General features: G+C 67.5%; 18 protein-coding genes. 12 read left to right on the top strand and 6 right to left on the bottom strand.

Features of this window, described 5'->3' with window-relative positions; genetic code table 11:
- Positions 1-155 precede the first annotated feature (155 nt).
- On the top strand, positions 156-2,606 hold the full coding sequence (locus DIE12_RS10775; RefSeq protein ID WP_124521940.1) for a glucose/quinate/shikimate family membrane-bound PQQ-dependent dehydrogenase: 2,451 nt from the start codon (positions 156-158) through the stop codon (positions 2,604-2,606).
- A gap of 411 nt (positions 2,607-3,017) precedes the next feature.
- The gene (locus DIE12_RS10765; RefSeq protein WP_124521938.1) at positions 3,018-4,568 is read left to right on the top strand and encodes a phospholipase D family protein; all 1,551 of its coding nucleotides are present in this window, start codon (positions 3,018-3,020) and stop codon (positions 4,566-4,568) included.
- Between the two features lie 136 nt (positions 4,569-4,704).
- Here the strand turns inward: DIE12_RS10765 and DIE12_RS10760 are convergent, their stop codons facing one another.
- Both DIE12_RS10760 and DIE12_RS10755 read right to left on the bottom strand, forming a co-directional pair.
- On the bottom strand, positions 4,705-6,540 hold the full coding sequence (locus DIE12_RS10760) for a protease pro-enzyme activation domain-containing protein (RefSeq protein WP_044845284.1): 1,836 nt from the start codon (positions 6,538-6,540) through the stop codon (positions 4,705-4,707).
- Between the two features lie 241 nt (positions 6,541-6,781).
- Positions 6,782-6,967 (bottom strand): hypothetical protein, encoded by a 186-nt coding sequence (locus tag DIE12_RS10755; protein WP_124521936.1) that lies wholly within the window; start codon positions 6,965-6,967, stop codon positions 6,782-6,784.
- 195 nt (positions 6,968-7,162) lie between these two features.
- Between DIE12_RS10755 and DIE12_RS10750 the strand changes: the two genes are divergently transcribed.
- Positions 7,163-7,738: a hypothetical protein gene (locus tag DIE12_RS10750; protein WP_124486417.1), complete on the top strand. Its 576-nt coding sequence runs from the start codon at positions 7,163-7,165 to the stop codon at positions 7,736-7,738.
- A 73-nt stretch (positions 7,739-7,811) separates the two neighbouring features.
- Here the strand turns inward: DIE12_RS10750 and DIE12_RS10745 are convergent, their stop codons facing one another.
- Positions 7,812-10,286: a mechanosensitive ion channel domain-containing protein gene (locus DIE12_RS10745; protein ID WP_124521956.1), complete on the bottom strand. Its 2,475-nt coding sequence runs from the start codon at positions 10,284-10,286 to the stop codon at positions 7,812-7,814.
- 352 nt (positions 10,287-10,638) lie between these two features.
- Positions 10,639-11,598, bottom strand: a complete 960-nt coding sequence (locus DIE12_RS10740; RefSeq protein WP_124521316.1) for an LLM class oxidoreductase — start codon at positions 11,596-11,598, stop codon at positions 10,639-10,641.
- A gap of 1,182 nt (positions 11,599-12,780) precedes the next feature.
- On the opposite strand from DIE12_RS10740, the gene DIE12_RS10730 reads away from it, so the two are divergent.
- The 4 genes from DIE12_RS10730 (at position 12,781) to DIE12_RS10715 (ending at position 16,370) form a co-directional block, all read left to right on the top strand.
- Entirely contained in the window at positions 12,781-13,677 is an 897-nt protein-coding gene (locus DIE12_RS10730) for an NAD-dependent protein deacetylase (protein WP_124486414.1), read from the top strand.
- The gene (locus DIE12_RS10725; protein ID WP_124521318.1) at positions 13,674-14,315 is read left to right on the top strand and encodes a DUF938 domain-containing protein; all 642 of its coding nucleotides are present in this window, start codon (positions 13,674-13,676) and stop codon (positions 14,313-14,315) included. The genes DIE12_RS10730 and DIE12_RS10725 overlap by 4 nt, the downstream gene beginning before the upstream one ends.
- 97 nt (positions 14,316-14,412) lie before the next feature.
- The gene (gene gndA, locus DIE12_RS10720; protein ID WP_044845293.1) at positions 14,413-15,825 is read left to right on the top strand and encodes an NADP-dependent phosphogluconate dehydrogenase; all 1,413 of its coding nucleotides are present in this window, start codon (positions 14,413-14,415) and stop codon (positions 15,823-15,825) included.
- Positions 15,826-16,025: 200 nt separating this feature from the next.
- Positions 16,026-16,370 carry a DUF4148 domain-containing protein gene (locus DIE12_RS10715; RefSeq protein WP_044845294.1) on the top strand — a complete coding sequence of 115 codons (345 nt, stop codon included), beginning with the start codon at positions 16,026-16,028 and terminating at the stop codon, positions 16,368-16,370.
- Positions 16,371-16,485: 115 nt separating this feature from the next.
- On the opposite strand, the gene DIE12_RS10710 is transcribed toward DIE12_RS10715, so the two are convergent.
- Positions 16,486-16,806 (bottom strand): hypothetical protein, encoded by a 321-nt coding sequence (locus tag DIE12_RS10710; RefSeq protein WP_044845295.1) that lies wholly within the window; start codon positions 16,804-16,806, stop codon positions 16,486-16,488.
- A 428-nt stretch (positions 16,807-17,234) separates the two neighbouring features.
- Between DIE12_RS10710 and DIE12_RS10705 the strand changes: the two genes are divergently transcribed.
- Positions 17,235-17,969 carry a peptidoglycan DD-metalloendopeptidase family protein gene (locus DIE12_RS10705; RefSeq protein WP_124521934.1) on the top strand — a complete coding sequence of 245 codons (735 nt, stop codon included), beginning with the start codon at positions 17,235-17,237 and terminating at the stop codon, positions 17,967-17,969.
- Between the two features lie 54 nt (positions 17,970-18,023).
- Here the strand turns inward: DIE12_RS10705 and DIE12_RS10700 are convergent, their stop codons facing one another.
- Positions 18,024-18,662, bottom strand: a complete 639-nt coding sequence (locus DIE12_RS10700) for a Pr6Pr family membrane protein (protein WP_124521933.1) — start codon at positions 18,660-18,662, stop codon at positions 18,024-18,026.
- A 231-nt stretch (positions 18,663-18,893) separates the two neighbouring features.
- Here DIE12_RS10700 and DIE12_RS10695 point away from each other — a divergent pair, with 231 nt between their 5' ends.
- The 4 genes from DIE12_RS10695 (at position 18,894) to DIE12_RS10675 (ending at position 23,498) form a co-directional block, all read left to right on the top strand.
- Positions 18,894-19,430 carry a cytochrome b gene (locus DIE12_RS10695; protein ID WP_124486410.1) on the top strand — a complete coding sequence of 179 codons (537 nt, stop codon included), beginning with the start codon at positions 18,894-18,896 and terminating at the stop codon, positions 19,428-19,430.
- 156 nt (positions 19,431-19,586) lie between these two features.
- The gene (locus DIE12_RS10690) at positions 19,587-19,955 is read left to right on the top strand and encodes a DUF2946 domain-containing protein (RefSeq protein WP_044845298.1); all 369 of its coding nucleotides are present in this window, start codon (positions 19,587-19,589) and stop codon (positions 19,953-19,955) included.
- 83 nt (positions 19,956-20,038) lie between these two features.
- Positions 20,039-22,171, top strand: coding sequence for a TonB-dependent copper receptor (locus DIE12_RS10680; protein WP_124521931.1), 2,133 nt, complete (start codon positions 20,039-20,041; stop codon positions 22,169-22,171).
- A gap of 232 nt (positions 22,172-22,403) precedes the next feature.
- The gene (locus DIE12_RS10675) at positions 22,404-23,498 is read left to right on the top strand and encodes a triacylglycerol lipase (protein ID WP_124486408.1); all 1,095 of its coding nucleotides are present in this window, start codon (positions 22,404-22,406) and stop codon (positions 23,496-23,498) included.
- Positions 23,499-23,500 lie beyond the last annotated feature (2 nt).

Raw genomic sequence — 23,500 nt, 5'->3', positions numbered from 1 at the left:
CAGGCCGTTTCGCGGAGCGTTTTCCGCACAGCCGGCCACTGCGGGCACAGCGCAGTGGCTGGACGACTCGCCGGTGTTCGCGCGGGCGAGCCTCGCCACAGGCATCGCGTGACAAGCGATGCTGGCGCCGTCCTCAAAAGAAGGTTGAGATCATCATGACCAGATCAAGCGAATCATCATCGCCGGGGTTCATCGGCGTCGTAACGCTCCTGTTTATCGCGCTTACATCGCTCTTTCTGCTGATAGGCGGCGCGTACCTGCTCTCGCTCGGTGGCTCGGCATATTACGTCGTGACCGGCGTCGTGCTGCTGGCAGTGACGTGGCTGCTGTATCGCCGCAGTCCCACTGCGCTCGTGCTCTACGCGCTCGTGCTCGGGGGCACTGCCATCTGGTCGCTGTGGGAGTCGGGTCCCGACTTCTGGGCGCTCGCGCCGCGCTCGGGGGTGCTCGTCGTGTTCGGCGTGTGGTTGCTGCTGCTCGTGAGCTGGCGTCTCGACGCGCCACGCAAGCTCGGCGTGCAGTCGCTCGTCGGCGCGCTGGTGATCTGGGCGGGCGTGCTCGTGTACGCCTGCTTCAACGATCCGCAGACGGTCAATGGCACGATGGCTTCGTCTGTCGGTTCGCCCGCCGCGAACGCCAACGGCATCGACACCTCGGACTGGCCCGCGTACGGCCGCACTCAGGAAGGCACGCGCTACGCGCCGCTGCAGCAGATCACGCGGGACAACGTGAAGAACCTGCAGGTGGCCTGGACGTTCCGCACGAACGACATGAAAGGCCCGAACGATCCGGGTGAAATCACCGACGAAGTCACGCCTATCAAGATCGGCAATCTGCTCTACCTGTGCTCGCCGCACCAGAAGCTCTTCGCGCTCGACGCGCAGAGCGGCGCGCTCAAGTGGACCTTCGATCCGAAGCTCAAGACCGATCCGTCGTTCCAGCACGTGACTTGCCGCGGCGTGTCGTATGTCGATCTGACGGCGAGCGCCGATGTATCGGCAACGGCTGTTCCGGCTAGCGACGCTGCTGCTTCGGCGCCGCAGGCCGCCGCACCGGCAAGCGACGCAGCCGTATCGGCTACGGGGGCGTGCTCGCGCCGTATCTACCTGCCGGTCAACGACGGCCACCTGTACGCGCTCGACGCACTGACAGGCGAGCGCTGCGCGGGCTTCGGCAGCAATGGCGACCTCGATCTCCAGCATGCCATGCCGGTCACCACGCCGGGTATGTACGAGCCCACTTCGCCGCCGGTCGTCACCAGCAAGGTGATCGTCGTAGCGGGCGCGGTGGAAGACAACTTCTCGAATCGGGAACCGTCGGGCGTGATCCGTGGTTACGACGTGCGCACGGGCCAGCTCATGTGGGCGTTCGATCCGGGCGCGAGTGATCCGAACCATATCCCGGGCCCGGACGAGCACTACACCTGGAACTCGCCGAACTCATGGGCGCCCGCCGCCTACGACGCGAAGCTCGATATCGTCTATCTGCCGATGGGCGTGCGTACGCCGGACATTTGGGGCGGCGACCGTACGCCGGAGATGGAGCGATATGCAAGCGGCCTGCTCGCGCTGCACGCGTCGACGGGCAAGCTGGCCTGGTTCTACCAGACCGCTCACCATGATCTGTGGGACATGGACATGCCGTCGCAGCCGACGCTCGCCGACATCACGACCAAGGACGGCAAGACCGTGCCGGTCGTGTACGGGCCGGCCAAGACCGGCAACCTGTTCGTGCTCGACCGCCGCACCGGCGAAACCGTCGTGCCGGCTCCGGAACTGCCGGTGCCGCAAGGCGCCGCGCCTGGCGACCGTACTTCGCCGACGCAGCCGTTCTCCGAACTCACGTTCCGTCCGAAGAACCTGCTCACGGACAAGGACATGTGGGGCGCGACGATGTACGACCAATTGGTCTGCCGCGTGATGTTCCACAAGCTGCGGTATGAAGGCACCTTCACGCCGCCGTCGCTGCAAGGCACGCTGGTGTTCCCGGGCAACCTGGGCATGTTCGAGTGGGGCGGCATTGCGCTCGACACCGATCGTCAGATCGCCATCGCCAACCCGATTGCGCTGCCGTTCGTGTCGCGTCTGATCCCACGCGGTCCGGGCAACCCGATCGAACCGGCATCGGGTGCCAAGGGGAGCGGTACGGAATCGGGTATCCAGCCGCAGTACGGCGTGCCGTTTGGCGTGACGCTGAACCCGTTCCTCTCGCCGCTTGGCCTGCCCTGCAAGCAACCGGCATGGGGCTACATCGCCGGTATCGATCTGAAGACCAACGAGATCGTCTGGAAGAAGCGTATCGGCACGGTGCGTGACAGCTCGCCGATCCCGCTGCCGTTCAAGATGGGGATGCCGATGCTGGGCGGCCCGATGATCACGGCCGGTGGTGTGGCGTTCATCGGCGCAACGGCGGACAACTACATCCGCGCGTTCGACGTGAACGACGGCAAGCAACTCTGGGAAGCCCGCCTGCCGGCAGGCGGCCAGGCCACGCCGATGAGCTACTCGATCAACGGCAAGCAGTACGTCGTGATCGCCGCAGGCGGCCACGGCTCCTTCGGCACGAAGCTCGGCGATTACGTGATCGCTTACGCGCTGCCGAACTAACACGCGTTGCTGTTCGCACGGAGCGCCGGACAGAGGTATCGCTGCGCACGGTCCGATCCCCGAAACGGCATGCGTGGCATGCCGCTTTTTTTCCCGCTTTCTGGCGACTCTTTGGCCTTCGGCAAAATCTCGAAACCCGCGACGCCGCAAGGCCTCGCGGGTTTTTCTTTTGCGCGCCGCCTGAACGTGGCGAACGTGTCGAACGTGTTCACGTCCGTGTCGCATGTCGTATCGCCGCCACCGGGAAACACGGAGCGCGTGCCGTCCCGATGTCAATCGAAGTATGCTGTGGCGCGACCGGCGCGCGCGCTCGGGATTCGTCCAGCGCGCGGACCGGGGATCCGCGCCGCGCCCCGTCCGGCAGCCAGAACAAACACAAACAGACTTCGCCCGACCGTGGGGGTGGCCATCATGATCATGTTGCGTTCGTGGAGTGCGATTCTTGCGTTGCTGATGCTTGCCGCGTGCGCCAGCCTGCCGCCGCAGGCTGATCGTGCGCCGACGCATGCGTTCTCCGATACCGAGAACACGCGCCTCGGCGCGGCGTTCCGCCAGCAGGCCGCCGCCCATCCCGGGCAGGATGCGTTTCATCTGCTGCGCGACCCGGTCGATGCGCTCGACGCGCGCGTGCTGCTCGCCGATCGCGCGGACCGCTCGCTGGACCTTCAGTACTACATCTGGCACGACGACCTGACCGGACACGAGCTCGCGGATGCGATCATCCGCGCGGCCGATCGCGGGGTCCGCGTGCGCGCGCTGCTCGACGATCTCGGGACGAACGCGGACGACCGCAAGCTGCTCGAGATCAGCTCGCATCCGAACATCGAGATCCGGCTCTTCAATCCGGTCGCCACGCGCCACTTCAAGAAGATCGGCACGGTGCTTGAGTTCTCGCGGGTCAACCGGCGCATGCACAACAAGGCGATGATCGCGGACAACCAGGCGGCGATCGTCGGCGGCCGCAATATCGGCGACGAGTACTTCGGCGCGTCGTCGATGCTGGAGTTCGGCGATCTCGACGTGGTCGTGCACGGCCCGGTCGTGAACGACATCTCGACCGAATTCGATACGTTCTGGAATTCGCCGTACGCATATCCGGTCGATGTGCTGGTCGGGCACGACGCGGCGCCCGGCGGCCTCGACCGGGAGCGCGAACGGCTGCGCGATTACCTGCGCGCGATGGAGGACAATCCGTACGTGCTCGAAGCGCGGCAACGGCTCGACCAGATCGTGCACGGGCAGGGGACCGAGCTGTCGTGGGGGCAGGCGACGGTCCTGTACGACGATCCGGCGAAGATCGCACGCTCGCCGAAGGACAGCGACGGGCACCTGATGCCGCAACTGCGCGCACTCGCGCTGCGGCCCGAGCAGGAGCTGCTGATCGTGTCGCCGTACTTCGTGCCGGGCAAGGACATGGTCGAACGGCTGCGTGCGCTCACGGCGCGCGGCGTCCAAGTGACGATCCTGACCAACTCGCTCGCATCGACCGACGTCGCGGCCGTGCATGCCGGCTACCGGCGCTATCGGCGCGATCTCGTCGAAGCCGGCGTGCGGCTTTACGAGCGACGCCCGTCCGGAGACAAGAGCATCTCGAAGCAGGTCATCATCGGCTCGTCGCGCGCATCGCTGCATGCGAAGACGTATGTGTTCGATCGCAAGAACATCTTCATCGGGTCGATGAATCTCGACCCGCGCTCGCTGAACCTCAATACCGAGATCGGCGTTTACTGCGAGAGCCCGGCGATTGCATCCGAAGTCGCGATGGATCTGGAGCCGCGGCTCGATCGAATCGCGTGGCGCGTCGAGTTCCGGACCGATCCGGCCGGGAAAGGGCGCCTCAAGTGGATTCAGACCGACGCGGACGGGAAGGTGACCGAACTCGATCACGAACCGGAAGTGTCGGCGGCGCGGCGCATGGAAGTGTGGTTTCTCGGCTTGTTTCCGATCGAATCGCAGCTGTGATTTCGCCTACGCGCGACAGCCGCGGGCGACGTGTGCCGACGGTCGTCGTCGATCGGGACGCGCCGCATGCACAGCCGCCGACACGGTTCCGGGCGCGCGCAACGAAATGCACCCGGAACCGCACCTCATCGCACGATCAGCGCGCGAAATCCGCCGTGCTCTGGATGAACGCGTTCAGCTTCGAGATGTTCACGCTGCCGAAGCCCGTCGTCGCATCCCAGCCGGCCTTCGCCTTGTAGCCGTACGTGCCGCTGCCGTTGTTGCCGGACGTCACGTCGTGCAGCAGCGCCGCATTGCTCGGAAAGTACTTGTAGATGCTCGACGCCGGGAACCCGAGCGCGTTGTTGTTCGCCGATTGCAGCCGCGCCCAGATGCCGGTGAAGATCGGCGCGGCGAGGCTCGTGCCGCCTTCGTTGTTCAGGTAGCCCGAGCCCCACAGCGTGTCGGACGTCTGGCCGTTCACCACGAGGATCGCGCCGGTGCGCAGGTCGGCGTCGAAGCCGACGTCCGGTAGCGCGCGCTTGGTCGACCCGGTGAGGCTCGACGATTGCCACGCCGGCGCAGCTTCGTACTTGCTGTAGCCGCCGCCCGTCGACCACACGGTGCCCGGCTGCCAGCTCGGATCGTTCCAGACGATTTCGCTGTTGTACGCATTGGTCGACGTGTTGGTGAACAGCGTCGTGCCGCCCACCGCGATCACGTACGGCGACGTCGCGGGCTCGCTCACGGTGTAGGTCGAGCGCGACGGCGTGCCGCTCGCGCATTCGTACGCGCCGTGGTCGCCGGCCGACACGGAGAAGGTTTGCCCCTGCGCGACGGCCTGCTTGAAGATCGTGTCGTCGGTCGCCTGCGAGCCGGTGCTGTACGAGGACGATTCGCACACGCCGAGCGACACGTTGATGACTTTCGCGACGTTGTCGCTCACCGCCTTGTTGTACGCGGCGGTGATCGCCGTGAGCGTCATCGAGGGTGCCACGTAGAACACGACCTGCTTCACGCTGCCGCCGGCGGCGCCGACGATCGACTGGCTGTCGAGGTTCCATTCGACGGTGCCGGATGTATCGGTGTACGAACTGCCTGACGGACCCGTCGGCACGACGCTGCTGCTGATCGTGCCGAGACCGTTGTTCGCGGCGAACGTGTTGAGGTCGCTGACGGTCTGCGACAGGTCGCCTTCGGCGATGATGCCGACCGTGGTCTGCGAGGCCGTCGGCGTGCCGTCGCCGCCGTAGAGCGACGAGAATTCCGTCGGGTTGTGCGGCACCGCGGATGCGCCCGCGGGGATCGTCAGGTTGCTGGTGTTGCCTTGCGGCTTGCTGCCCGCGCCGGTGTGCATGAGTTCGACGTTCTGCAGGCCCAGCACCGCGCCGACGATGCCGCCGATCGCGTTCGGCACCTGCGCGGCATCGGTGTTCGCGTAGACGCTGCGGCCGTTGCGCGTGAAGCGCTTGAGCGTCGTGCGGAACGCCGACTTGATCGTTGCCGCGGTGCCGGAGGCGGACACGAGCAGGCGGTTCGGTGCAACCACGATGTTGACGAAGCCGGCCTGGCGCAGGTGCGCGACGACGGAGGCGACCTGCTGGTCGGTCGGCGCGTACTGCGCGGCGAACTGCGCCGGCGTGAGGAACTGCTTGTAGTGCGGCGAGCCGGGCGTATGCAGGTCGTGCAGGTACTGGTCGAGTTGCGCTTCGTTGCGCAGGTTCAGCCCGAGCACGATGTCGACCGATTCGCCGGGCGCCATCTCGGTGGCAGCCGCGGCAGCGGCGGCGGTGCTGGCCGCCGGCGCGCCGGCGGTACTGCTGCTTTCACCTTGCTGGACGAGCGGCAGGAAGCCCTTGGTGCGCGTTTCCGTCCAGCCGGCGGCCGGTGCGGCATGGACACTCGCCATGCCGAACGAAGCGGCTGCCGCGGCGGCGAAGGCGAGCTTGACGATGCGGATGTGCTTTTGTTTCTTGTCTGCAACCTGATTCATGTTGAATTACCCCTCCGGTTGAACATCGAACGGCACGAACAACGACGGTCGACAGCGGCGCGGATCGTGCGCCGCCGATATCCGCCGCGCTCGCGCGGATGGCGCGGACGCGACGGGGCCTTTCGCCCGATCCGCAGGGGTGGTGATCCTCCGGGGGCGAAATGCTGGAATGCTCGGCAATGGAGGCGCTGCGCCGCGATGCAGGGCGGCCGCGCCAGCGGGTTTGATGCAGGCGGGATGACTAGAGCAACAGTTTCGGTGTCCTGCTCATTCGGTTCGGTCCTTCGGCCTGCTGCCGGACGGCAGCTGCCCAATCAATTGCATCGGGATGTTGCATGCGCCAACGGAAGAAGAGGCGGTCGGCGGCGAGAACGTCGGTGCGGCGCAAGCGCAATGCGTCGAGCGGAATCGATTGCGTGATGGACAATTCGTCAGATTGCTTGAATCGGACGGTATCAAGAACGAAAGTTCGGTGTCAAACTTTTTCTGATTATATGAAACAAAATTAAATTGAATAAGATGAAATGATTTTGAAAAGTTGCGGGGTATTTTGTAATTTTCAAAGACACTGTCGGATGTAATGACGGATCGGCGCGCCGGATAATTGACGATTCCATTCGTAATGAGCGAATGGTTGTGGAGGAAACATTCGAGCCGCAGACGCCGGCTGCTCCGGTCACGCGTCGCGCAGCGCGCTCGCCGGCGAATGCGTAACGCAATCCGGTCTGCCATCCGCACGGAAACTTCAACGGCGCTCCCGTCGCCGAAGCTCGAGCTTCGGCGTGTCGTGCCGCTCGACGGCCTGCAGGTCGTCGACGAGCCGGAACAGGCCGTCGATACAGTGCAGCAGGCGTTCGTCCGGCGCGTCGCCGCTTGCCGACGCAAGTGTCTTGATCTCGTCGAGCCGCGTTTCGAGTTCCGCAAGCGGGGCGCGCACGATGCGGTCCGCATCGGCGGGCGAGGTCGTTTCGAAGGCAGTTGCGTGCTTGAGGCGAGCGGTCATGGCATTGAAGTCCTCGATGAATTGCGACATGGCGCTCGGGCAACCGTCGCGGTAAACCGCGCGCACCGAAAGATCGTCGGCGACGATCCGGCCGGCAGCGTGCGCGGCGGTGAGCGGGATGCCGGCGCGACGCCGGCCGCGCCGGCGAACGCAGCGAAGCGCGTTCGGCGCGCGAAGAAAACCGCCGCGCGTTGAGCGCGGCTATCCGTCGTTCGTTGGCGCGCGCACGGCGCGACCGGCGGTGGTCGCGCCAGCGGCATCCGTACGATCAGTCCGGCTTGCGCTCCGGCGCAACGGGCGGTGGCGGTTCGGCGTCCGGCGTGCCGGCGGCGTGGTCGCTGTTCTCATCGTTCTCGGGCGCGACGGGCCGCGAACCTTCGTCATACGCGACCAGGCTGCGCTGCGGATTCGCGATCCGGATTCCGCGTTCGCGGAACAGCACCGCGATGCGCCGATTGAATTCGCGCTGCACGCCCCAGCGCGCCGAGTCCTTGCACTGGATCTGTCCTGCCAGCGCGATCGCCGCGCCGTCGACCTGGTCGATGCCCCAGTAGCTGAAGTCCGACAGGATGCCGTCCTTGTAATCCGGATCGTCGCGCAACGCGGCGCCGATCTCCTTCAGTGTCGCGATCGCGCGATCGATGTCCTGGCCGTAGGCGATGCTGACCTTGACGGCCGCGTTGCCGAGCCCACGATTCGTATTGTTGACGGTCGTCACCGAGCTGAACGGGATCGTGTACAGCGATCCGTCGCCCGCGCGCAGCCGCACGGTGCGGATCGACAGATATTCGACCGTGCCGGATACGCCGGCGAGCGTGACCCAGTCGCCCACCTGCATCGCGTTCTCCATCAGCAGGAAGATCCCGGTGATGAAGTCCTGCACGAGCTTCTGCGAGCCGAAGCCGAGCGCGACGCCGAAGATGCTGGCGCCGGCGAGCAGCGGACCGATGTTCACGCCGATTTCGCTGAGGCCGGTCAGCACGACGACGAGCGCGATCATGATGAACAGCAGCGAACGCAGCATCGGCAGCAGCGTGCGCAAGCGCGCCGCGCGCACGAGGTTGCCTTCGCGTGTCCACTGCTGCAGGCGGCGCTCGATTGCGATGTTCGCGGCTTCCCAGACGATCAGCGCGACGACGGCTGCAATCGCGATCGTGATCAGCGCCGACGCGAGCCGATGGCCGATCGTGCCGGTCGCGAACGCGTGGAAGATCGGCACGCCCCAGGTCTGCAGCAGCAGCACGACGGTCACGACGGCGATCGCCGCCGACACGACCTGGCGCACCAGCGGGTAGTAGCGGTACGCGTGCAGGTGGACGAGCGTGCGGTCGTCGTCGCGGCGCTGGAACACCCGCGCGAGCGCGCCGAACACGACGATCGACACGATCCGCATGCCGATCATCACGGCGATCGAGCGGCCGCCGAGCGTGATCAGCACGCGGTAGCCGTTGTGGACGTCGAGCGCCCACACGAACCACAACGCCATCACGACGAACACGGACACGGGCGCCCACGCGTCGGCGAGCGCATTGCCGACCATCGCGAAGGCCGGCCGATCCTCGCCGGCCGCGCGGATGCGCGCGGCGACCGGCTGGCGGCACCGGAGGATCAGCGCCGAGATCATCAAGTGGCCGACGAGCGCGACCGCCTTCAGCAGCGCGACGTGACCGGCGTCGCTGAGGCCGAAGCTCGCGGCGATCTCGACCGCGGCCGTGCTGGCGCCGACGACCATCACGATCCGCGCGATCGCGCGCTGCGCGAACGCGGCCCATGCGTCGCTGATGTGCAGCAGCCGCAGCTGCCGCGCGTCGGGCTGGAAGAACAGCCGGCTGACGATCGTCACGAGGCGGCAGATCACGTAGATGTCGATCAGCGATTCGAGTGCCGTTTGGGTCGGCGTGCCGGCGCCGTCGAGGACCGACATCGTCAGGCTCGCGATGCCGACGAATACCAGCAGCGGTATCACCCGCAGTGCGAGGCTGACCAGTGCGCGCGGCATCCGGCGCAGCAGCGTGGTGTGGCGCCGCGCATGGCCGCGACCTTGCGACGACGTATCGGGCGTGCCGGTGCCGTCGGCACGGGCAGCGGTGGCGGCCGGTTCCGGCGTCGAAGCGCGGTCGCCGGGACCGGGCGGTTCGGGTTCAGCTGAATCGGCGTCGGCATCGGCCCGGCGCGACGATTCGGTGCGGCGCGCGCTCAGCGCGGCCAGCGCGCGCCGCAGCAGCCGCTTCGCGAACCATTCGACGGCGAGTGCGGGCACGAGCACGGCGAGGATGATCAAGATCGCGCGCGTGAGATCGGCACGTTGGTCGGCGCGTACGAGCCGCTCGTGCCACCAGTTGCCGACCGAGCCGACATCGAGCAGCGAGCGCAGCGATTCGTTCAGCGCGCCGCCGATTTCACCGGCCCAGCGCGATCCCTGCCGCACGAGCATCGACGCGAGCCCGTTCGTCGTGAGTGCGGCCGGAGCGGTGCCAGCCGATGCCGCGCTGGCCGGCGCCGCGGCGCTCGCCGCAAGCGCGGGCGTGCTCAGCACGCCGACGGCCGCGATCGCGCGCAATGTCGTTTCGACCTGCTCGCGCTCGCGCGGGTTTTGCAGGACGGAGAGGGCCTGCTGCGCCTGCTGCGGCGTCAGCGCGGGCACGGCGCCGGAGGCGGCCGAGGCGGCGGCCGGGGCAGGGGCGGCCGCGTGGGCGGCCGATACGACGGCGGCGAGCAGCCAGCCGAGCAGGAAATATCGCATGGGTAGGCGTGCGGGCGCGCATCGGAACGTGACCCGCCGGTCTGGACGATGGACGGAAGTTAACATGATTGCCAGCGGAACCGGATAGTTCCGTCGACGAATATTCGAATCGGGCATGCGGCAGGCGGTGCGTGCGTTTGCGCGCTGCCGTGCGGTTCCTTTCGCGTGGCGGTGTCTCGCGCCGGCCGTTCACGATCCGTGATGAGGGCGGGTCGTCGGGTGTTGGCATGCGGTCCCGCCGCAAGCGAAAGCGCAGGATCGGGAACGAGACGTGCTCGCCGGTGATTCGATGGGTGGCCAACCGTGGCTTCGACTATGGGCTATGGGTGGAGAATTCCGGATTCCTGATGAATCACCCCTGATCGTCGTGAAAGACCGGCAATACATGCTCGGCGATTTCCTCGATGACCTCGCGCACGGGCCGGTCCGAGCCGGGATTCAGCGTGACGTGGTGCGTGCCGGCTGCCCGCATGTCCCGCAGGATGTCGATGAGCGCATTCCGACCGGTCGCATAGCCGAGCGGCAGCGCGGTGGGCGGTGCATCGCGATTCGCATCGAGATCGAGCCGCATCGATACGCCGAACGCGCGAAAGCCCGGCGGTGCAAGCCGGTCGACGGCCGCGCGCCACATTGAATAACGAGCGCGCTGCGTATCCGGGTCGCGATGATAGGTCATCCAGCCGATCGCGTTCCGTGCGATCCAGTCGACGCTCTGTCCGCCGGAGCCGACGGCAAGCATCGGCACCGCGTCGTCGCCGCGCGGCATCAGCGTGAACTCGGGCGCGTCGGGTGGCGTCTCGTCGGGCAGCACACGGGACGGCACGCCGAGCGCGGCCGCGACGATGTCCCAATGCCGGCGATACCGGTCGCGCCGCGTTTGCGCGTCGACGCCGAACGCCGCATATTCGGGTGGCCGGTCGCCCGAGCCGAGGCCGAGGAGGAAGCGCCCGCCGGACAGCGTCGCGACCGACAGCGCGCCTTTCGCGATATGCAGCGGATGACGCAGCGGCAGCACGATCGCGCCGCTGGCAAGCACGATCCGGCGCGTGCGTGACGCGAGCGCGCCGAGCAGCACCCACGGATCGAGATGCCCGACCGGGTCGGGATAATCGGCGCTGTTGAGCGGCACGTCGCGAACCCACAGTGCGCGAAAGCCGAGCGAATCGGCCAGCGCCGCGAGTTCGAGCTGCTCGTTGAAATCCGCGACGGTATGGCCGCTGCGCAGCAGCGGCAGCGTCAGGCCGATCGACAGCCGCTCGGCCGAGAAAACGCGCCGCGCGACGTCGGCGCGGCCGGAGGCGGGCAGGGTCATGTTCGTTCCTTGGAGACGAGGCGAAGCCGGTGCGCGCGCCGCACCGTGTCCGAATGCTAACGTGTTTGCGCGCCGCTTGCGGCGCGCGGCGGTATCGGCGGTATTGGCATGATCGGCACCTTCGGTCATCCGGCAATCAATCGGCATGAACGTACGTCAGCGCGTGGTGGCCGGTCTTGCGGCGAGCAGCGTGCTGTCCGTGGTTGCAGGCGGCGCTCACAGGTTCGACGAGCGCGTTCGACCATGCATGCGCGACCAGGGTCGCGCGACTGTAAGCGGATCGTCGGCATCGAACCGACACAAACGCGCCGCCCGCGCACGCGTCACATGCGTGCAACACCGGCGTCGCATCCGGCGCGATCGATCGCGCGGGCCGTTTCCCCTCGTTTCACTTTCGAAACGTTCGCGCCTGTCTGTCGTCGTGCGATTTGCATCGGGGTCGTTTCACGGCCCGCGCAGCCTTGCACGGCGAAGCATGGTGCGCTCCTTGCATGTCTGTAGGCGCCGTGAGCGCGATCGCCGGGCGCAGCAGGGGCCCGGCCGTCGCTTCAGTAGGTCGGACGCATCGAAGACGGGGACAAGAGAATGAGAACAGACCGAATCGCAACGTGCCATGTTGCAAACATGAATCGCCGACCTGCCCGTGATTTCGCGTCGCCGTTGATTACGGCGACATGAGCGCGCGGCTTTTTGCTTCATCCGGACCCATCCGGTTCGTTCCGAACGACGACGTGCAGGCGTGACGCACGAGGCCGACCCGTGCCGGTCGGCCGTCGGGGATGAACCGCCGGTGCGCGGATGGGCGACCATGACTTCCGGATCGTCATGCCGACGCGCGAAACGCACGCGCGCCGCACGCGAAGCATGCGTGCGTGTGCCGTGCGCCGTGCCGCGCGGCGATCCTCGCAAACATCAGGGCAATTTCAGGAATTCGAAGGTGTAGTCCCGGGGAAGGTCTGCCGGCAGCGCTGCGGCGGATCCGACGACATTGTGCTGTCAGTTGATCCACTACCCCGATGGATCAATTGTTGATGCGCCCATCGCCATGTGGTCGATGGGCGTCTTTTTTTTGCGGCGCCGGTGTCGCGCGCGGACCGCCGGCCGGATCGCGCGGCGTTCTGTATCATGTGCTGGCGCGCCGGCCGCACGGCCGGCCACTGCGCCCGATCACGCGCCGCCAACATGAACGACATCGCCTTGCCCGACCCCTCATCCGCCGGCATCGAACCGGCCGCGCTCGATGCGCTGCACGCGTTCGTCGAGCGCCATCCGCGGCTGCTCGTGCTGACCGGTGCGGGCATCAGCACGGATTCCGGCATTCCCGGCTATCGTGACCGCAACGGTCAATGGATGCGCTCGCCGCCGATCCAGCTCCACGAATTCCTCGGTTCCGACGCTGCGCGCCGCCGCTACTGGGCGCGCAGCATGATCGGCTGGCCCGTGGTGGGCCGTGCGCAGCCGAACCGCTCGCATGTCGCGCTCGCGCGGCTCGGCGGCACCGGCCGGATCGAGCGCCTCGTCACGCAGAACGTCGACGGGCTGCACCAGCGCGCGGGCAGCGGCGACGTGATCGAACTGCATGGCGGCATCAACGGCGTCACGTGCCTCGACTGCGGCGCGCATCACGCGCGCGCGACGATCCAGGCCGTGCTCGAAACGGACAACCCCGAGCTGCTCGGCGCGCACGCGGAACCCGCCGCCGACGGCGACGCGCATCTCGAATGGGCCGCGCTCGACACGTTCCGCATCCCGGCCTGCCCGGCCTGCGGCGGGCTGCTGAAGCCGGCGGTGGTGTTCTTCGGCGAGAACGTGCCGCGCGAGCGCGTCGCGCTGGCGTCGCAGGCGCTCGATGCGGCCGATGCGCTGCTCGTCGTCGGCTCGTCGCTGATGGTGTATTCCGGCTACCGGTTCTGCGTGTGGGCCCAGGCGCAGAACAAGCCCGTCGCCGCGCTGAACCTCGGCCATACGCGTGCCGATCCGATGCTGACGCTGAAGGTCGAGGCGCGTTGCGCGCCCGCGCTCGACGCGCTGAACGCGCGGCTGGGCGTCGCCGGCAGCGCGCCGGAGCACGCATCGTGACCGGGCCGACGTCGTCGTCGGATCCGTCCGCGCGGCTGTCGGCGCCGGCGGCCGAGCGCAATCGCGGGCCGATCCTCGACGTGTTGCGCCGCGTGCTGCCGGCTACCGGCGACGTGCTCGAGATCGCGAGCGGCACCGGGCAGCATGCGGTCCATTTCGCGCAGGCGCTGCCGGGGCTGCGCTGGCAGCCGAGCGATCCCGACGCGCACGCGCGCCGCTCGATCGCCGCGTGGGTCGCGCATGCCGGCCTCGCGAACCTGGCCGAGCCGTTGGCATTCGACGTGCGCGACGCGTCGTGGCCGGCCGCGGCGTTCGACGCGATCGTCTGCATCAACATGATCCACATCTCGCCGTGGGCCTGCACCGATGCGCTGTTCGCCGGCGCGTCGCGCGTGCTGCGTCCGGGCGGCGTGTTGTTCCTGTACGGCCCGTATCGCCTCGCAGGCCGGCACACGGCGCCATCCAACGAGGCGTTCGACCAGCAGTTGCGCAGCCGCGATCCGTCGTGGGGCGTGCGCGATCTCGAGGCGGTCGTCGCGCTCGGCCTCGACCGCGGGCTCGACTGCATCGAGGTCGTCGACATGCCGGCGAACAACCTGAGCGTCGTGTTCCGGCGCCTGCCGCACGCGGAGCAATGACACGCAAGCGCGCATCGCGGCCGGGTTTCCACTATCCTTTCGCCTGTGCGCGCGGCCCGGCTCGGGTCGCGCCCCGTTTTTTCCGGAGAATTGACTAATGGGCAAACAAGCAATCGGTGTGATCGGGCTGGCGGTGATGGGCCGCAATCTCGCACTCAATATCGAGAGCCGCGGTTACGCGGTGTCGGTGTACAACCGCAGCCGCGAGAAAACCGACGAACTGATCGCCGAATTCCCCGGCCGCAATCTGGTGCCGACCTATACGCTCGAGGAGTTCGTCGCGTCGCTCGAGACGCCGCGCCGGATCCTGATGATGGTGAAGGCCGGCGAAGCGACCGATGCGACGATCGCATCGCTCAAGCCGCTGCTCGAGAAGGGCGACGTGCTGATCGACGGCGGCAATACGCACTTCACGGACACGATCCGCCGCAACCAGGAGCTCGCGCAATCGGGCCTGCATTTCATCGGCACCGGCGTGTCGGGCGGCGAAGAGGGCGCGCTGCGCGGCCCGTCGATCATGCCCGGCGGCCAGCGCGACGCGTACGACCTGGTCGAGCCGATCCTCAAGCAGATCGCCGCGAAGGCGCCGTCGGACGGCGAGCCGTGCGTGGCGTACATGGGGCCGGACGGTGCGGGCCACTACGTGAAGATGGTCCACAACGGCATCGAGTACGGCGACATGCAGCTGATCGCCGAGAGCTATGCGGTGCTGAAGGACGTCGCGGGCCTGACCAACGACGAACTCGGCGCGGTCTACACCGAGTGGAACCAGGGCGAACTCGACAGCTACCTGATCGAGATCACGTCGAAGATCTTCGGCAAGAAGGACGAAGAGACCGGCAAGCACCTCGTCGACGTGATCCTCGATCGCGCCGCGCAGAAGGGCACCGGCAAGTGGACCAGCCAGAACGCGCTGGACCTGGGCGTGCCGCTGCCGCTGATCACCGAGTCGGTGTTCGCGCGCGTGCTGTCGTCGCTGAAGACCGAGCGCGTCGCGGCCAGCAAGATCCTGTCGGGCCCGGCCGCCGCGCCGTTCGACGGCGATCGTGCCGCGTTCGTCGAAGCCGTGCGCCGCGCGCTGTACCTGAGCAAGGTGATCTCGTACGCGCAGGGCTTCGCGCAACTGCGCACGGCATCCGAAGAGTACGGCTGGAACCTCGATCTCGGGACGATCGCGAAGATCTTCCGCGCGGGCTGCATCATCCGCGCGCGTTTCCTGCAGAAGATCACGGACGCGTACGCGAAGGATCCGGCGCTCGCGAACCTGCTGCTCGACCCGTACTTCAAGGACATCGCCGCGAATTACCAGGCGTCGCTGCGCGACGTGGTGGTGGCCGCGGTGAAGGCAGGCGTGCCGGTGCCGGCGTTCGCGTCGGCGGTCGCGTACTTCGACAGCTACCGTTCCGAGCGGCTGCCGGCGAACCTTGTGCAGGCGCAGCGCGACTTCTTCGGCGCCCACACGTTCGAGCGTACCGACAAGCCGGGCAGCTTCCACGCGAACTGGTCGTAACCGGCAGGCGAGGACGGTATTGTTGCGAAATTCTATTCCTTGAGTAGGGTTTTTCGTTCCCGGATCCCGCAATTGTTGGTTCCGAGGAAACAGTGTTTTCGCTCTTTCATGGTTTTCCCTAGGTGATCTCGGGGCTAAACTTTGTTCCATCGCTGCAGACATGGTGTGTGCGGCGGAGCAAAAAAATCCCGGAGGTAATCATGAAATCGCTGATCGCAACGTTCGCTGCAGCTGCCGTCCTCGCCGTTCCCGCCGTCTCGTTCGCCCAACAGAACGCCCCCGTCACCCGTGCGCAGGTGAAGGCCGAACTGGCCCAGCTGCAACAGGCCGGCTACAAGCTGGGCAGTGACCGTACCGACTACCCGGCAAGCATCCAGGCAGCTGAAGCCCGCGTAAACCCGCAACAGAACGTCGCCGCTGCCGATACGAGCGGCTACGGTGCGCAACCGGCCGCCCAGCAAGAATCGGGCGCCCCGGCCGCTGCCAAGACCGGCTGGCAGGTCAAGCGCGTGTCGGACGGTGCACCGGTCTACAAGGGTCGTTGAGCGTCATCGATCGCCGGCCGCATGGGCGGCCTGATCTGACCCCTGCGCAGTACACACAGCCCGTCGTTCCGAATCACGGAACGACGGGCTGTATTCATTGGCGGCGCCCGCCGCGTCAGTGCAGCGGCCGCGGGCCGCGGCCGATGTCCCGGAACAGCGCGTCGCCCGGTTCCAGCGCCTGCAGCCATGCTTCGTCGTAGCCGCTCAGCGTGTCGAGCGCATCGCGCAGCCGCTCGATTGCGAGTACCGGCAGCTCGACGCTGTGCCGGGTAGCGCCGCTCAGGTGCGCGACGCTCGCCAACTGGACGAGGGCGTCCGCGGCTTCGGCGACGTCCGTCGCGAACAGCAGGTGCCGGTTGAGCAGTTCGACGAGGCCGCTGGAACCGGCGAAATCCTCGGCGTTGAGCTGCACGGACAGAAACGTCGCATTGTTCATGGTTTTTCTCCTCGTTATCGCTGGAACGTGTGGTGCTCCTCCGAGTATAGGAGGCGGCCGGCAGCGGGGCGGCGCTCATGGGCGCGATACGGCTGCCCGCCGCGGGACGGCCGGCCCGAAGTCCGCGGGACACCCTGCGCGGCGCGGCCCGCAGCCCGCCGGTACCCGTTCGTGGCGCCGCAAGATTGTTGCCGGCTGGGGCTCCTGCCGCGGTCCTGACCGCGACAAATGGTATCTTTGCCGGTCGGGACGACGCAGAAATGGCGCGAAAAAGGGGCCGGTGAGCCCTTTCGCGTCGACGTCCCGCGGTGGAAACTGACGGCCGCGAGAGCGGTCGGATACTGGTTGGTCCGGCCGTTCGGCCGGACATCGTGCGTCGCACGCCGGAGGGCGGTGGGCGGCGCAACGACGCAAATCCGGGAGGACCCTTGAGAAAAACGATTCCGATCCACGATGCGCTCACGCGCTGGTTGCCGCAGGCGGCGTTCGTCGCCGCGGCCGCCGCGCTGACGGGCTGTACGATGACGCCGTGGACCGACAGCTGGCAGCCGGTGCGGCCGTCGACGCCTGCGTCGGTCGCCACGCCGGGCGTGATCGCCGGCTATTACCGCGTAAATCCGGGCGACACGCTCGCCGGCATCGCCGCCGCCTACGGGCAGCGCGTGCAGGACCTGGCCGGCTGGAACCACATGTCGCCGAATGACGCCGTGTATCCCGGCCAGGTGCTGCGCGTCGCGCCGCCGCCTGCGGCGACGTCGCTCGGGCAGCCGTCCGCGGCGGCCGCGCAGCCGGGCTCGCTGGCATGGCCGGCCATGGGTATCGTCGCGACGCCGTTCTCGGCCGGCAAGACGCGCGGCATCGTGATCGCCGCGTCGGGGCCCGACCGTTCGGTGCGGGCCGCGGCCAACGGGCGGGTGGTGTACGCCGGCTCCGGCGTCAAGGCGTATGGCCCGCTCGTGATCCTGAAGCACGACAACGGGCTCATCACGGCCTACGGGCACAACGGCAGGCTGCTCGTCAACGAAGGCGACGCGGTGCGCGCGGGCCAGCCGGTCGCCGAGATGGGCACCGACGCGAGCGGCCGCGCGACGTTCGAGTTCGAAGTCCGGCAGAACGGCAAGGTCGTCGACCCGATGAACTTCCTGCCGCGCAACGGCGGCTGACACGCCGCTTCACGACGTGTGCGCCGTGCGGCGCACACGCTCCCGCTCCGGCCTTCACCCTTCCTCGAGCGCCGCGGCGTCGGACTGCCTCGCATGATTGCCGAGCCAGCGGATGCCTAGCGCGAGCCCTGCCGCGCCGAGCGCGATCAGCGAGCACTGGATCGCGACCGGCAGGTAGCCGTGCGGCCGCGGATCGACGAACGGATAGGGATACCAGTTCTCCAGCGCGCCGCGCACGAGCGTATAGGCGAGATAGATGACCGGAAAGCCGAGCCACGCGACCGCGCTGCGCCACGGGATCGGCGAGCGCGGCTCCACGTACAGCCAGTCGCACAGCACCACGAGCGGCACGATCCGGTGCAGGACCCAGTTGTTGAGGGCCGGCGTGACGTGGCGCAGCGCATCGAGCCGTGCGAGCAGCAGTTCGTAGACGATCGCGGTGATCAGCACGTAGAGCACGGCGGCGCCGCGCATCGATTCGTAGCGGGCCGAGCCGGGACGCGTGATGCGCGACAGCCCCGCGACCAGCATGGCCGCTGCATACAGGCTGCTCAGTTGGGTGAAGTAGCTGAGGTAGTTGCCGAGATGGAAGGCCGGCATGCCCCAGTTGCCGGCGACGCTGTGCAGCGTGGTGGACACCGCGAGCAACGCGGCGATCAGCCGGTAGGCCGCAACGAAGATCGCTTTGCTCATGATGCCCGCGCAACGTCGCACCAAAGCTTCATCGTGCCACAGCCGCGCACGCGCGCGATGCGGATTTTCCATACGGCGGCACCGTGGAACGGGCCGCGCGGATTCGTCGGATATTTGATCCGGTCGCACAACGCCGGCCACGCGCGAGGCTACAATCGGGGCAGCCGCCGGGCACCGGCCAGCCCGGCACGGGCCTCCCCCGCATACCACACGAGAAACACGAGACAACGCATGAAAAACATCCTCGCGAAACAGACGCGCTACAGCGCGCCCGCAATTTTCTTCCACTGGGTCATCTTCCTGTTGGTGGCACTCGCCTACCTGGCCATCGAGATTCGCGGACCGAAAGGCAGCGACAGCCGCGTGTTCTGGATGAACGTGCACTTGCTGGCAGGCACGTTCGTGCTCGTGCTGTCCGTGCTGCGCGTGCTGTGGCGGATGATCAGCCGCGTGCCGGACCCGATTCCGCAGGCGACGCTGCTCAAGTGGCTGTCGATGCTCGCCCATGTCGCGCTGTATGTCTTCATCATCGCGCAGCCGCTGCTCGGCATCATGCTCGTCAACATGGGCGGCAAGCCCGTGTCGCTCGACTGGATCGGCGTGTCGTTCACGCTGTTCGGCCCCGACAAGGCGCTGCGGCCGACGATCAAGGAAGCGCACGAACTGATCGGCAACGCGTTCTACTTCGTGATCGGCCTGCATGCGCTGGCCGCGCTTTACCACCACTTCATCCGGCGCGACGACGTGCTGCGACGCATGGCGCCGTGATCGCCGCGCGCTGAAGCCGCGCAGCATCCGGGGGCGCATGGTTGTTGACGCAACCATGCGCCCCCGATCCGTTTACCCCGATGCGCGGCTGGCCATCGCGGCGAACATTCTGTAACATCTCGGCTGTTTTTACGTTCCGCTTACGCATCGCCGCGCATGCTGCACCGACATCGTCACCTGACCGCCTGGCTCGGCGTGTTCGCGATCTGGCTCGCGATCGCGGCGCCGCTGGTGTCGCAGTGGCGCATCGCGCAGGCGACGACTCCCGATGCAATCGTCTGTAGTGCAGAGCATGGTGCGCACCGTGCGCCCGATGCAGGCCACGCGCACGATTATGCGCGGCATCTCGATGCGTGCGGCTACTGCGGCTTCTTCGCGCACAGTCCAGCGATCGGCGGCGCGGCCGCCGTATCGTTCGCCTTCGTCCCCGCTCATGCCGTTTCCGCCGCCGCGCCGCATGCCGTCGCGGCGCGCGCCGACCGCTACCCGCGCGCATATCCACGCGCACCGCCCGAGCGCGCCTGACGCGCTGCCTTCCGTTTCTTTCATCGCCGATATCCGTGCGGTCCGTCGAGGCCGCGTGGAGGGCGTCACTCGGGCTTTCGATCATGACCATTCTTTCCTTGCGCGCGCCGAGGGCGTCGCGCCATTCCCGTGTGCGGCGCGTGCCGCGCATGCTGAAACTCACCGTTCCCGCGCTCGCCGTCGGCGCGATGACCGCGGCGGCGGCCGCGACCGAATCCGCACGTGCGTCCGGGGCGCCGACGGACGACGCGGCCACGCTGCTGTCGCCCGTCGAAGTCGTTGCGTCGCCGCTGACGACGCCGCTCGTCGTCGTCACGGATCCGAAGACGCCGCGCCAGCCGCTGCCGGCGAGCGACGGCGCGGACTACCTGAAGACGATTCCCGGCTTCACGTCGATCCGCAGCGGCGGGACGAACGGCGACCCCGTGCTGCGCGGGATGTTCGGTTCGCGGCTGAACATTCTCGCGAACGGGATGCCGACGCTCGGCGCCTGCCCGAACCGGATGGACGCGCCGACCTCGTATATCGCGCCGGAAAGCTATGACAAGGTCACCGTCGTGAAGGGCCCGCAGACCGTGCTGTACGGCCCCGGCGCCTCGGCCGGCACCGTGCTGTTCGAACGCGTGACGCCGCGTTTCGAGCGTCCCGGCATGCGGTTCGACGGCAGCGTGGTCGGCGGCTCGTTCGGCCGCAACGACCAGAACGTCGACGTGACGGCCGGCACGCCGGACGTCTACGGCCGCGTGACCGCGAACCACGCGCATGCGCAGGACTACGACGACGGCAACGGCAATGCCGTGCCGTCGCAATGGGACAAGTGGAACGCCGACGCGGCGCTCGGCTGGACCCCCGACGATCACACACGCGTCGAGCTGACGGCGGGCACCGGCGACGGCTACGCGCGCTACGCCGGGCGTGGGATGGACGGCGCGCATTTCCGCCGCGAGACGTTCGGCCTGTCGTTCGACAAGCGGCATCTCGGCGACGTGCTCGACCGGATCGAGGCGCGCGTGTACTACAACGAAGCCGACCACGTGATGGACAACTATACGTTGCGGCAGCCCGACCCGACCAGCAGCATGCCGATGCGAATGGCATCCGAGGTGCGGCGCCGCACGCTCGGCGCGCGGGCGGCGGCGACCTTCCGTTTCGGTGACGACTTCAAGCTCGTGACCGGCGTCGACGCACAGTCGAACCGGCTCGACGCGCGCTCGGCGATGGGGCGGCAGAACTACGGCGACCAGCCGTGGGATGCGCAGGCGACGATGTGGAACGCCGGTGCGTTCGGCGAGCTGACGTGGTATGCGAGCGATGCGTCGCGCGTGATCGGCGGCGCGCGGGTCGACTACGCGAGCGCGCGCGACAAGCGTGCGACGACGAGCGGGATGATGGCGAGCAAGCCGAATCCGACTTTCGACGAGGATCGCGCGCGCGTGCTGCCGAGCGGATTCGTGCGCTACGAGCGCGATCTCGCGTCGCTGCCGGTCACATGGTATGCGGGGATCGGCCATGCGCAACGCTATCCCGACTACTGGGAGCTGTTCTCCGCGAAGCGCGGGCCCGCCGGCTCGATCAACGCGTTCTCGGCAGTGCAGCCGGAGAAGACCACGCAGCTCGACATCGGCGCGCAGTACAAGAGCGATCGGTTCGATGCATGGGTGTCGGCCTACGCGGGATATGTACAGGACTACATCCTGTTCAACTACGCGGCCGGGATGACGGGAACGACCACACAGGCAACCAACGTCAACGCGCAGATCATGGGCGGCGAAGCCGGCGTATCGTGGCGGCCGGTCGCGCCGCTGCGCGTCGAGACGTCGCTCGCGTATGCGTGGGGGCGCAACGCGACGAGTGGCGATCCGCTGCCGCAGATGCCGCCGCTCGAGGCGCGCTTCGGGCTCGAGTACACGCGCGGCGCATGGTCGGCCGGCGGGCTGTGGCGGGTCGTTGCGCCGCAGCATCGCTATGCGGTGAACGAAGGCAACGTGGTCGGCAAGGACTTCGGCCCGAGCGCCGGCTTCGGCGTGCTGTCGCTGCATGCGCAGTACAACGTCAGCAAGAAGGTGCAGATCTCGATCGGCGTCGACAACGTGCTGGACAAGGCCTACACCGAGCACCTCAACCTCGCCGGCAACGCGGGCTTCGGCTATCCGGCGAACGCGCCGGTAATGGAGCCGGGGCGCACGGCATGGGTGCGCGTGAGCGCGAAACTGTGACGTGCGGTGCACGTGTGCGATGCAGCATGCGGGCGCGTGAATGCAGCCCCCGCCCGAACGGGCGGGGCGCGTCAACCGATTAGAGAACCGTATCTAGTCAGGGCGCAAACGTTCGCGACTCGTGATTCACTCCCGCATTCGATGCACACGGTACCCGCGACCGTTCGCGACGTGCCGTGCGCGTCGATCCGATCTCATTCGCACCGGCAGCACAATAATCAGGAGAACATGCATGGCCAGATCGATGCGTTCCAGGATGGTGGCAGGGGCAGTGGCATGCGCGATGAGCGTCGCGCCGTTCGCGGGGACGGCCGCGGTGATGACGCTCGCGACGACGCACGCGGCGATGGCGGCAACCGCGCCGGCGGACAATTACGCGGCGACGCGTTACCCGATCATCCTCGTGCACGGGCTCACCGGCACCGACAAGTACGCGGGCGTGCTCGAGTACTGGTACGGCATCCAGGAGGACCTGCAGCAGCACGGCGCGACCGTCTACGTCGCGAACCTGTCCGGGTTCCAGAGCGACGACGGGCCGAACGGGCGCGGCGAACAGCTGCTCGCTTACGTGAAGACGGTGCTTGCCGCGACCGGCGCGACCAAGGTGAACCTGGTCGGTCATAGCCAGGGCGGCCTCACGTCGCGTTATGTCGCTGCCGTCGCGCCCGATCTCGTCGCGTCGGTCACGACGATCGGCACGCCGCATCGCGGCTCGGAGTTCGCCGATTTCGTGCAGGGCGTGCTCGCCTACGATCCGACCGGATTGTCGTCGTCGGTGATCGCCGCGTTCGTCAATGTGTTCGGCATCCTGACGAGCAGCAGCAACAACACGAACCAGGATGCGCTCGCCGCACTGAAGACGCTGACGACCGCCCAGGCCGCCGCGTACAACCGGAATTACCCGAGTGCCGGGCTCGGCGCGCCGGGCAGTTGCCAGACGGGCGCGCCGACGGAGACCGTCGGCGGCAATACGCACCTGCTGTATTCGTGGGCCGGCACGGCGGTCCAGCCGACCGTTTCCGCATTCGGCGTCACCGGCGCGACGGATACCAGCACGATCCCGGTGATCGATCCGGCGAATGCGCTCGACCTGTCGACACTCGCATTGTTCGGCACGGGCACGGTGATGATCAATCGCGGCTCAGGCCAGAACGACGGGCTCGTGTCGAAGTGCAGCGCGCTGTACGGGAAGGTGCTGGGCACGAGCTACAAGTGGAACCATCTCGACGAGATCAACCAGTTGCTCGGCGTGCGCGGTGCGTATGCGGAAGATCCGGTCGCGGTGATCCGCACGCATGCGAACCGGCTGCAGCTCGCGGGCGTGTGATC

Origin of the sequence: Burkholderia sp. Bp9015, from assembly GCF_003853505.1 — a bacterium.
Lineage (GTDB): Bacteria > Pseudomonadota > Gammaproteobacteria > Burkholderiales > Burkholderiaceae > Burkholderia.
The sequence above is the reverse complement of the archived record's forward strand: the minus strand, read 5'-3'. Positions and strand labels throughout refer to the sequence as shown.